This window comes from Kitasatospora sp. NPDC032757, from assembly GCF_055579305.1.
This window is the reverse complement of record NZ_JBVINN010000003.1, coordinates 30,885-37,960: the sequence shown is the minus strand read 5'-3', so window position 1 is coordinate 37,960 and position 7,076 is coordinate 30,885. Positions and strand designations below refer to the sequence as shown.

At 69.7% G+C, this 7,076-nt stretch carries 5 protein-coding genes; 1 reads left to right on the top strand and 4 read right to left on the bottom strand.

The genetic code is table 11. The annotated features are described in order from the left end of the window. Positions 1 to 124: 124 nt before the first annotated feature. The 3 genes from ACZ5WK_RS05720 to ACZ5WK_RS05710 form a co-directional block, all read right to left on the bottom strand. Positions 125 to 700, bottom strand: a complete 576-nt coding sequence (locus ACZ5WK_RS05720) for a TerD family protein (RefSeq protein WP_396319600.1) — start codon at positions 698 to 700, stop codon at positions 125 to 127. A gap of 196 nt (positions 701 to 896) precedes the next feature. Continuing rightward, the gene (locus ACZ5WK_RS05715) at positions 897 to 1,355 is read right to left on the bottom strand and encodes a peroxiredoxin (protein ID WP_465545312.1); all 459 of its coding nucleotides are present in this window, start codon (positions 1,353 to 1,355) and stop codon (positions 897 to 899) included. Between the two features lie 240 nt (positions 1,356 to 1,595). Then, complete coding sequence (locus tag ACZ5WK_RS05710) at positions 1,596 to 2,030, bottom strand: DUF3052 domain-containing protein (protein ID WP_396319602.1); 435 nt, start codon at positions 2,028 to 2,030, stop codon at positions 1,596 to 1,598. A 516-nt stretch (positions 2,031 to 2,546) separates the two neighbouring features. Here ACZ5WK_RS05710 and aceE point away from each other — a divergent pair. Then, positions 2,547 to 5,297 carry a pyruvate dehydrogenase (acetyl-transferring), homodimeric type gene (gene aceE / locus ACZ5WK_RS05705; RefSeq protein WP_465545309.1) on the top strand — a complete coding sequence of 917 codons (2,751 nt, stop codon included), beginning with the start codon at positions 2,547 to 2,549 and terminating at the stop codon, positions 5,295 to 5,297. Between the two features lie 141 nt (positions 5,298 to 5,438). Here the strand turns inward: aceE and ACZ5WK_RS05700 are convergent, their stop codons facing one another. Continuing rightward, entirely contained in the window at positions 5,439 to 7,043 is a 1,605-nt protein-coding gene (locus tag ACZ5WK_RS05700; RefSeq protein ID WP_465545307.1) for an MFS transporter, read from the bottom strand. Positions 7,044 to 7,076 lie beyond the last annotated feature (33 nt).

Here is a 7,076-nt window from a genome sequence, read left to right as displayed (position 1 = left end):
TCGCACCCTTCCCTCGCCTGGAAATAAAAAAAGACCACCCACCGCCACCCCCCCCCCCCCCCCCCCCCCCCCCCCCCCCCCCGGCCGGTGGTGCTGCGTCAGGCCTCCGGGGCCCGCCCCGGGCTCAGACGTTGACGCCGAAGTCCTGGGCGATGCCGCGCAGGCCGGAGGCGTAACCCTGGCCGATGGCGCGGAACTTCCACTCGGCACCGTTGCGGTAGAGCTCGCCGAAGACCATCGCGGTCTCGGTCGAGGCGTCCTCGGAGAGGTCGTACCGGGCCAGCTCCTTGTTGTCGGCCTGGTTCACCACGCGGATGAACGCGTTGCGGACCTGGCCGAAGTTCTGCGTCCGGTTCTCGGCGTCATAGATGGACACCGGGAAGACGATCTTGGACACGTCCGCCGGAACGCCGGCCAGGTTGACCTTGATCTGCTCGTCGTCGCCCTCGCCCTCACCGGTCAGGTTGTCGCCGGTGTGCTCGACCGAGCCGTCGGGGCTCTTCAGGTTGTTGAAGAAGACGAAGTTGCCGTCCGTGCCGACCTTGCCCTGGTCGTTGCAGAGCAGGGCGCTGGCGTCCAGGTCGAAGTCCGTGCCGGTGGTGGTACGGACGTCCCAGCCGAGGCCGACGACCACGGCGGTCAGGCCGGGGGCCTCCTTGGTGAGCGAGACATTGCCGCCCTTGCTCAGGCTGACACCCACTTGTCCTCCAAGAATCGGGAGGCACGCCGTGGTGCCCCCGTGGTGCGGTCCAAGGCGTCGGCGGCGGTTGCCCCCGGGCCTCTGACCAGCCAACGGACCGATCGTAGTGCCGGGTTCCCGTCCTGGGCAGGGAACGGGCCCGGCGTGGCTGTTCGAATTCTCGGCCGGACCGGGCCCGCGGGGGCGGAAGGCGGACTCAGAGCGAGCCGAGGACCTTCAGGTACTCCTGCTCGTCACGGGCGTCCGGGAGGTCGTTGACGACGCTCCAGCGGACCACGCCGGCCTTGTCGATCACGAAGGTGCCGCGGACCGCGCAGCCCTTCTCCTCGTTGAAGACGCCGTAGGCGCGGGAGACCTCGCCGTGCGGCCAGAAGTCGGAGAGCAGCGGGTAGTCCAGGCCCTCCTGCTCGGCGAAGACGCGCTGGGTGAACGGCGAGTCGTTGGAGACGCCGAGCACCTGGACGTCGTCGTTCTGCAGCCGCGGCAGCTCCTTCTGGATCGCGCAGACCTCGCCGGTGCAGACGCCGGTGAAGGAGAACGGGTAGAAGACCAGGACGACGTTCTTCTCGCCCCGGAAGTCGGAGAGCCTGACCAGCTCGCCGTGCTGGTTCTTCAGCTCGAAGTCCGGAGCCTCGGTGCCGACCTCGATGGCCATGGTGGGACCTTTCTGACGCGACGGGGCCGCGCGGCGGGCGCGGCGAGCGACATCCTCGCATCCGTTTGCACCGATTCGGCCGAACGGGTGAGGGCACCCTCGTCCGGGGCGGTCACTTTCGCCCTGGGCGAACGCACTCACCGGCAGGGTCTCCAGCCGGGACGGTGAAACGACCGGGCCCCGCTGGAGCTTCCTCCAGCGGGGCCCGGTCCTGGTTCGCGGCTCAGCTCCGCGGGGCGCTCAGCGCTTGCCCGCCTTGGTGGCCTTGGTCGCCAGACGGGTGGCGGCCCAGTCCTTGGCGATCGCGATCGAGCTGGTCTGGGAGAGGCCGGCCGTCCGCGCCGCATCGGCGATGTCCGAGGCCTCGATGTGACCGTCGCGGCCGGTCTTGGGCGTCAGCAGCCAGATCAGGCCGCCCTCGGCCAGGTACTCCAGGGCGTCGACGAGGGCGTCGGTCAGATCCCCGTCGTCGTCGCGGTGCCACAGCAGGACGGCGTCGGCGACGTCGTCGTAGTCCTCGTCGACGAGATCCGTCCCGGTGAGCTCCTCGATGCCTTCGCGGAGTTCCTGGTCAGTGTCGTCGTCGTACCCCAGCTCCTGGATGATCTGGTCCTTCTCGAAACCGAGACGGTGCGCCGGGTTGGACTTGTCCGCGGGGTCCGCGGTCGCGCTCACGGGAATAACCTCCAGTATTCGGCCCGGCATCCATGCCGAGGCTGTGGCCGTAGTCCACACGGGCGCGGCGGTTCGCGCAAGTACCCGACCCCCGATCCCCTCCAAAGGTTGACGTGTCGCAGGGGGACACGCCGGTCGAGGTGTCGCGAATCACACCGATTTGCCCTTCTCTGCGTGAGACAAGGATGCTTCGGGTGGTCCCGGTCCACAGGCCGTACGCGTGCCCGAGATGCGAACGGCATTCGGGTCCGCGCGTGCGCGGGCGTAGAGTCTCCTGTTGGCCCTCACCCCGACCGCCCGCCATCGGACGGTCGGGCAACCAGGTCGGACCACCTCTTTTCGTAACACCCGGTGGTGCGCGGCGCAGGCAACAGCGCCTGTTCCGCACTCCGCCAGACCGTACCGCCCACCAGGCGGAACGGTTACCGATCGGTAGAGATGACGGATCTCCGAGCGCGGTAGCACGATGGAGGCGGCGCGACACACCTAAGTTTCGACCGACAGTGAAGGAACAGCGTGGCTTCCGGATCCGATCGCAACCCGATCATCATTGGCGGCCTTCCGAGTCAGGTCCCGGACTTCGATCCCGAGGAGACCGCGGAATGGCTGGAGTCGCTTGACGCGGCCATCGACGAGCGGGGGCGCGAGCGTGCCCGCTACCTGATGCTCCGCTTGATCGAGCGCGCCCGCGAGAAGCGTGTCGCCGTGCCCGAGATGCGCAGCACGGACTACGTCAACACCATCGCCACCAAGGACGAGCCCTTCTTCCCCGGTAACGAGGAGATCGAGCGCAAGGTCCTCAACGCCACCCGTTGGAACGCGGCCGTCATGGTTTCGCGCGCCCAGCGCCCGGGCATCGGCGTGGGCGGCCACATCGCCACCTTCGCCTCCTCCGCGTCGCTCTACGACGTCGGCTTCAACTACTTCTTCCGCGGCAAGGACGCCGAGGGCGAGTCCGGCGACCAGATCTTCTTCCAGGGTCACGCCTCCCCCGGCATCTACGCCCGCGCGTTCCTCCTGGACCGACTGACCGAGCAGCAGCTCGACGCCTTCCGCCAGGAGAAGTCGAAGGCCCCGTACGGCCTCTCCAGCTACCCGCACCCGCGGCTGATGCCGGACTTCTGGGAGTTCCCGACCGTCTCGATGGGCCTCGGCCCGCTCGGCGCGATCTACCAGGCCCGGATGAACCGCTACCTGGAGCACCGGGGCATCAAGGACACCTCCGACTCGCACGTCTACGCCTTCCTCGGCGACGGCGAGATGGACGAGCCGGAGTCGCTGGGCCAGCTGTCGCTCGCCGCGCGCGAGGGCCTGGACAACCTGACCTTCGTGGTCAACTGCAACCTGCAGCGTCTGGACGGCCCGGTCCGCGGCAACGGCAAGATCATCCAGGAGCTGGAGTCGCAGTTCCGCGGCGCCGGCTGGAACGTGATCAAGCTCGTCTGGGACCGCAGCTGGGACCCGCTGCTCGCGCAGGACCGCGACGGCGTCCTGGTGAACAAGCTGAACACCACGGTGGACGGCCAGTTCCAGACCTACGCCACCGAGACCGGCGCGTACATCCGCGAGAACTTCTTCGGCGGCGACCTGCGGCTGCGCAAGATGGTCGAGAACATGACCGACCAGCAGATCCAGCACCTGGGCCGCGGCGGTCACGACCACGCCAAGGTGTACGCGGCGTTCAAGGCCGCCCGCGAGCACACGGGCCAGCCGACGGTCATCCTCGCGCAGACGGTCAAGGGCTGGACGCTCGGCCCCAACTTCGAGGGCCGCAATGCGACCCACCAGATGAAGAAGCTGACGGTCGAGGACCTCAAGCGCTTCCGCGACCGCCTGCACATCCCGATCACGGACAAGCAGCTGGAGGAGGGCTACCCGCCCTACTACCACCCGGGCCGTGACTCGGAGGAGATCCAGTACATGCACGACCGCCGCAAGGAGCTGGGCGGCTACGTGCCGACCCGCAAGGTGCGGCCGCGCAAGCTGGAGCTCCCGGGCGACGACGCGTACAAGGCGGTCAAGAAGGGTTCCGGCAACCAGACCATCGCCACCACCATGGCGTTCGTCCGGGTGCTCAAGGACCTGATGCGCGACAAGGGCATCGGCAACCGCTTCGTGCCGATCGCCCCGGACGAGTACCGCACCTTCGGTATGGACTCGCTGTTCCCGTCGGCGAAGATCTACAACCCGCTCGGCCAGACCTACGAGTCGGTCGACCGCGAGCTGCTGCTCGCGTACAAGGAGTCGCCGACCGGGCAGATGCTGCACGACGGCATCTCCGAGGCCGGCTGCACCGCCTCGCTCATCGCCGCGGGCTCGTCCTACGCGACCCACGGCGAGCCGCTGATCCCGGTCTACGTCTTCTACTCGATGTTCGGGTTCCAGCGCACCGGCGACCAGTTCTGGCAGATGGCCGACCAGCTGGCCCGCGGTTTCGTGATCGGCGCCACCGCCGGCCGCACCACCCTGACCGGTGAGGGCCTGCAGCACGCCGACGGCCACTCGCAGCTGCTGGCCTCGACCAACCCGGGCGTCGTCGCGTACGACCCCGCGTACGGCTTCGAGATCGCGCACATCGTCCAGGACGGCCTGCGGCGGATGTACGGCTCGTCCGCGGAGTTCCCGCACGGCGAGGACGTGTTCTACTACATGACCGTCTACAACGAGCCGATCAAGATGCCGGCCGAGCCGGAGAACGTCGACGTCGAGGGCATCCTCAAGGGTCTGCACCGGTACGCCCCGGCGACCGCCGGCCAGATCCCGGCCCAGATCCTCGCCTCCGGCGTGGCGGTGCCGTGGGCCCTGGAGGCCCAGCGCATCCTCGCCGAGGAATGGAACGTCAAGGCCGACGTCTGGTCCGCGACCTCCTGGAACGAGCTGCGCCGCGACGCGGTGGAGGCCGAGGAGTTCAACCTCCTGCACCCGGAGGAGCCGCAGCGCGTCCCGTACGTGACGCAGAAGCTCCAGGGCGCCGAGGGCCCGTTCGTCGCCGTCTCCGACTGGATGCGCGCGGTGCCGGACCAGATCTCGCGCTGGGTGCCGGGCCGGTACCAGTCGCTGGGTGCCGACGGCTTCGGCTTCGCCGACACCCGTGGCGCGGCCCGTCGCTTCTTCCACATCGACGCCCAGTCGGTCGTCCTCGGCGTGCTCACCGAGCTCGCCAAGCAGGGCAAGGTCGACCGCAGCGCCCTGAAGGACGCGATCGACCGCTACCAGCTGCTCGACGTGGCGGCCGCCGACCCGGGCGCCGCCGGCGGCGACGCCTGACCGGCAGTCGGACCCTGAGGGGCCGGACCTCCACCCGGAGGTCCGGCCCTTCGCCGTTCCCGGGCCCGTCGGAGCGTCCCGGTACGCGGGCGGCCCCGGACTCGGTGGAGTCCGGGGCCGCCCGCGTACCGCGGGGTGGGGTCAGATGTGCACGGCCGGGCCGGCGTCGGTGGCGCCGCGGCGGGTGAGGAGGCCGAGCAGGGCCGCCGCGAAGGCCACCACGGAGGCGACCGCGAAGGCGAGCGACATCCCGCTGACGAAGGAGTCGTGGACGGCGCCGGCCATCGCGTCGACGGCCTGCTGCGGGGTGCCGGGCGGGGCCGGCGGGGCGATGCCGAGCTGGGCGGCCTGGGTGAGGCCCTCGGCCTGGGCACTCTCGACCGGCGGCAGTCCGGCCCCGGCCCAGTTGCCGGGTAGCACGTCGGTGACCTTGGCGGCCATCAGCGCGCCCAGGACGGCGGTGCCCAGGCTGCCGCCGACCTGCATCGCGGCCTGCTGGAGGCCGCCGGCGACGCCGGAGAGCTCCAGCGGGGCGTTGCCGACGATCACCTCGGTGGCGCCGACCATGACCGGGCTGATGCCGAGGCCCATCAGGACGAACCAGAGCGACATCACGCCGGTGCCGGAGCCCGCGTCCAGGGTGGACATGCCGAACATCGCGGCGGTGGTGATCAGCATGCCGGCCACGATCGGGATCCGCGGGCCGAGCCTGCCGATGGCCAGGCCCGCCAGCGGCGAGCCGACGATCATCATGCCGGTCATCGGCAGCAGGTGGACGCCGGCCGAGACCGGCGACATCCCGTGCACGTTCTGCAGGTAGAAGGTCACGAAGAAGATCGCGCCGAAGAACGAGAAGGCCATCAGCACCATCAGCAGGGTGCCGGCCGAGAGCGGCAGCGAGCGGAACAGGCTGAGCGGGATGAGCGGCTCGCGGGCCCTGCTCTGCCAGAACGCGAAGAGCGCCATCAGGACCACCGCGCCGCCGAGGAAGAGCACGGTCCGGGTGTCGCCCCAGCCCCACTCGGGCGCCTTGATGATGCCGAAGACCAGCGCGAACATCGCCACCGAGAGCAGCACGATGCCGGGGATGTCGAAGGACTTGGCGGCGTTCTCCGCCCGGACGTCCTTGAGGATCCAGATGCCGAGGGCCAGCGCGATCAGGCCGACCGGGATGTTGATGAAGAACACCGACTCCCAGTTGACGTGCTCGACCAGCAGGCCGCCCACGATCGGGCCGGCCGCGGTGGACGCGCCGATCACACCGCCCCAGATGCCGATCGCCATGTTGAGCTTCTCGGCCGGGAAGGCCCCGCGCAGCAGGCCGAGCGCGGCCGGCTGGAGCAGCGCGCCGAACAGGCCCTGGAGGACCCGGAAGGCGATCACCATCTGGATGTTGGTGGCGAACCCGATCGCGGCCGAGGTGGCGGCGAAGCCGACGGCACCGACCAGGAAGGTGTTCTTGTGGCCGAACCGGTCCCCGATCTTGCCTGCGGTGATCAGGAAGACCGCCAGGGCCAGCAGGTAGCCGCTGGTGACCCACTGGATCTCGGAGGGCGCGGCCTTGAGGTCGGCCTGGATGACGGGGTTGGCGATCGCGACGATCGTGCCGTCCAGGGCGACCATCATCACGCCGACGGCGACGGTCAGCAGGGTCAGCCAGGGGTGCCCCTGGAGGCGGCCCCCGGACGGAGGCTTGCGCTGCGGCGGCACGTCCGCCCTGGCGCTCTTGACGACGGACTGGCTCATCTGGGCCCTCCGGGGGCATTGCGGCGGAACAAC